General features: G+C 54.9%; 6 protein-coding genes. 5 read left to right on the plus strand and 1 reads right to left on the minus strand.

Translation table 11 applies throughout. From position 1 onward, the window contains the following. Positions 1-277: 277 nt before the first annotated feature. The 5 genes from OKC43_RS21545 (at position 278) to OKC43_RS21565 (ending at position 2,187) form a co-directional block, all read left to right on the plus strand. A complete protein-coding gene (locus OKC43_RS21545; protein WP_161469622.1) occupies positions 278-520 on the plus strand; it encodes a plasmid replication protein RepB in 243 nt (80 codons plus the stop codon). Between the two features lie 470 nt (positions 521-990). Beyond that, positions 991-1,491, plus strand: a complete 501-nt coding sequence (locus OKC43_RS21550; protein ID WP_270804119.1) for a replication/maintenance protein RepL — start codon at positions 991-993, stop codon at positions 1,489-1,491. Beyond that, positions 1,488-1,703 (plus strand): hypothetical protein, encoded by a 216-nt coding sequence (locus OKC43_RS21555; RefSeq protein WP_201873227.1) that lies wholly within the window; start codon positions 1,488-1,490, stop codon positions 1,701-1,703. Before OKC43_RS21550 ends, OKC43_RS21555 begins: the two co-directional genes overlap by 4 nt. 9 nt (positions 1,704-1,712) lie before the next feature. After that, the gene (locus OKC43_RS21560) at positions 1,713-1,955 is read left to right on the plus strand and encodes a DUF4160 domain-containing protein (RefSeq protein WP_024944121.1); all 243 of its coding nucleotides are present in this window, start codon (positions 1,713-1,715) and stop codon (positions 1,953-1,955) included. Continuing rightward, the gene (locus OKC43_RS21565; RefSeq protein WP_139714640.1) at positions 1,939-2,187 is read left to right on the plus strand and encodes a DUF2442 domain-containing protein; all 249 of its coding nucleotides are present in this window, start codon (positions 1,939-1,941) and stop codon (positions 2,185-2,187) included. Before OKC43_RS21560 ends, OKC43_RS21565 begins: the two co-directional genes overlap by 17 nt. Before the next feature lie 105 nt (positions 2,188-2,292). On the opposite strand, the gene mobV is transcribed toward OKC43_RS21565, so the two are convergent. Next, complete coding sequence (gene mobV / locus OKC43_RS21570; RefSeq protein ID WP_270804117.1) at positions 2,293-3,303, minus strand: MobV family relaxase; 1,011 nt, start codon at positions 3,301-3,303, stop codon at positions 2,293-2,295. Positions 3,304-3,580 lie beyond the last annotated feature (277 nt).

Below are 3,580 nucleotides of genomic sequence, written 5' to 3' on the forward strand. Positions count from 1 at the left end.
GTGAAGTGGGGCGCTGTGGCGTTTGCCTCCCTCAGTGGCGGAGACCTTCAAAAGCCGGTTTTGCAGGGAAGGGGGGGATCTCGCCACGGGTCCATATGGGCGTGTTCCGCCGCCCACCTTCCGGTGGATCTATCCACTGCAGGGGGCGGCTTGTAGGGGCTGCGCCCCTGAAAACCGGACATCAAAAAGCCGTTTTGATACATCAAAACCTTGCTTTTGATGCTAGGGGGTCTAACATCAATTTCAGGATTTGATGAATCAAAATATGGGTTTTGATATGGAAGAGCAGAAGGCCAAGTGGGTGTTTGATCAGGGGGGCTTCTCGAAAGCCTTGGTTGTGCCCACCCCGATGGGTGCCGGCTACCACCTCCACCTCGTCCAGTTCGGGAGGCAAGCAGAAACCAGCGTGTTGGAACGCCAGAGGGGAGGCTGGCGAGTGTTCAAGACGATCGATGCTGCGGTATCTACTGCCAAAACCATAGGGTTCCGGCGCATCGAGGTCGATTTGACTTCCCTGTGAGACAAGTCCCTCCCCTAACACAAACCCGAAGGGAGATCCTGTTACTCCCTTGGCCCTGTGGGGGGGCGTGGGCAAAGGCCCGTGGGTGTGGGCAATCCCTGTGGTCAGGGCAGTGGGCGGGCTGTCTTTTGGGCCCGTCCACCCCTGTCCATAGGGTTGTCCATGCCCCTTGAGGGCCGTTCGCCTGAAGGGCGATTGTCCACCCATCCACAGGGCTGAGATTGGCACTCAGTCTAGAGACTTCGCTAAAGAATTAATAAGGGACTTCCCTCTAAGCCGCGTGGTTGCTGGATCGTATTTTCAGGATCGATCAGTCGGTCTATCAGATCCAGTTAGTTGGTCTATCAAAAAACCACTTGATTTTGATAATGGCGCATTTTATTTTGGTTGCACGTCTATCAAAATGAGCATCATAAATGAGTGCCTGTAGGTATAAAACAAACCCATTTCTGGGGGATATGGTTATCCCTGTGAAAGGCAAGCAGATCAAGCTGTCGCTCCTTGGAAAGGATGAAAACATCCTAATCAACCAAACAACGGGCGAAAAATTAGGTACTCATGTAACAACGTTCAAAAAAGTTGATGGGGAGCAATTCGTTAAACTGTTCACTACCCACATAGGTCTAACCTTCAACCTAAATTCCGCAGGAATAAAAGCTTTTAGCGTTCTTGTTTGGGCTGTTCAAAACAAGGCTTTATCCAAAGATGAGGTCGATCTTGATGCTTTGGTTCTAGAGGAGTTCATCGCTGATCACAATGGTAAAGAACCGCCATTGAGGCTTAGTCAGGCCACGTTCTGGAGAGGTTTGGCAGAACTAGTCAAGGCTCAAATTATTGCTAAAACCATGCGCCAAGGGCGTTATTTCATTAACCCTAACTTCCTGTTTAATGGTGATCGCATTGCCTTTACCACAATGATCGAACGTGAACGAATTGGCCCTGTTGAATTTATCGACACTGCAAGCCTATGAAAAAATTGATAGGAGAAGTAGCCATTGCTTGCGATATCAGCGAGCGAAAGTTACGAGGGTTATTAACCGAGCTTGGATTGGCTCAAATGCTTAACGAAGCTAGGCGAATACAGGCTTATGACGCTTACCAAGAGAAGCGTATTGTGTTTGACGATGAGCCCATTCCAGCAAGATGTATCAAACAAGCCTTTGAATCGCTAAGAGAAGAGTAAGGAGTAAAATTGCCAGTAATCCTACGTATCAACGGCTATCGATTCTTCTTCTACTCGAACGAGGGTGATCCACTGGAACCCGCCCACGTCCACGTTTCAAAGGCAGGAAATGAGGCCAAGATCTGGCTAGAACCGGAAACGGTCTTGTCTCGAAATGATGGTTTCGGGGCGCGGGAGTTGCGAGAGGTGATCGCCATTGCAACAGAGCACAGAGCGTTTTTTGCGGAGAAGTGGCATGAATATTTCGCCTAAATTGGTGCGGTTCGATGAAAACAGCATGTGGGTTGAGCTACTGGACGGCCGGATCATCGGGGTGCCGCTGGTATGGTTCCCGCGACTGCTGAGGGCACAGCCTGAGCAGCTTGCTCAATACGAACTGAGCCAGCGGGGTATCCACTGGGACGAACTGGACGAAGATATTTCCATTGCTGGCCTACTGGCCGGACAAGGGGATATTACCCACCGTCCCCATCGGGCGGCTTAGTGGGATACCGCCAACTCACCCCCCAAGAGATCGAGGCACTACGGGAGGACATGCGCCAGTCCAGCGAATGGGCCAGAGCAGAGCTGAAGCGGCGCAGGGCGTGGCTTAACGCCCAACCCCCCGACTCGGCTTCGGGCCTTTCTCGGGGGCCATCTTCCGCCGGATCTCGGCCTCCAGCTTGCGAGCCAGATCCTGCTCCTGCTGCCTCCGCTGATTGTCCTGCTGCATCGCCACGGCCTGCTTGAGAACCTCCGCCACCTGCTCCTTGGATAGCCCCTTAAACGGCTCCTGAAGCGCTTGGAGCTGTTTCTGGGTGTCAGCCAATGCCATCCTAGCCCTAACCGCCGCCCCGCGCTGAGAATCGCTTTCAGAGGCTTTCTCGGCGACAACCTTGAACGCCTTCGCGAACTTGGCGTTGAGTCGTTCCGCTACCCCGAGCGGGGTCTCAATCATGGGCCTCAAGCCGATCTTGCCCAGCAACCCATCTCCTTGCGAGCTCCGAGGTTTGAGATCCGCCTCCCCGATCTCGGGAGGCACGGGGATTTGCTGCCCCAGCGCGTTGTAATGGGCCTTGATGCGCTTGTGGGTCGCCTTGCTGCCCTCGATGCCCCGCACCAGTCCAAGATGCTTGACGGCCTCCGCATAGCTGCTCTGGTCGTTGCTCATCTTGGTGCGGTTGCCGATGAACTCCTTGGCGCTCAACCGCCCATCTTTGGTGATCGGTACCACGAACGCCGACATGTGGGGGGTCTTCTCGTCCAGGTGAATCGACGATACCAGGATGTTTTCCCGCCCGTACTTCTCGGCCAGCCAGTCCATCGAGCTCTGGTAGAAGTCCGCTTTCCGGCCAGAATCCGCATTGATCCACCACTCCGGTGAAGCGCTCAGGACGTACTCGATAGCGAGCACCGCATCCTTGCGCCGCTTCTCCGGCAGCTTCTCCCGCAACTTGCCCATCGCCTCGTCTGTGGAACGGGCGGCCATGTGCATGTTGTGCCGGAGTCTTTCGGGGTCTGCATTGGGGGTGTCGCGCTCCCGAAAGCAGTGCTTGAGGGAGGCCGCAACCGAGCCCATTCCCGATAGTTTCTTGCAGCGCATGATGGCAAAGGCGGCCATGTGTCTTCCCCTCTTGGTGGACTGTCGGAGAGGCTGGAGGGGGGCGACAGAATGGCGACCTCCGGAGGGCCTCTTGACAAGCAAGAGTACTCACTAGACTTTACTTCGTAAAGTCGCTCGCTCCGGCAGGGTGCCGGAGGAAGGATCAACCCCCTGATAGCTCCCCCCTGAAGGGGGGCAAAAGATGGCTGGCTCGGGAAGTGAAGTGGGGCGCTGTGGCGTTTGCCTCCCTCAGTGGCGGAGACCTTCAAAAGCCGGTTTTGCAGGGAAGGGGGGG

The organism is Aeromonas sp. Y289-2 (assembly GCF_027705925.1).
GTDB lineage: Bacteria > Pseudomonadota > Gammaproteobacteria > Enterobacterales > Aeromonadaceae > Aeromonas > Aeromonas veronii.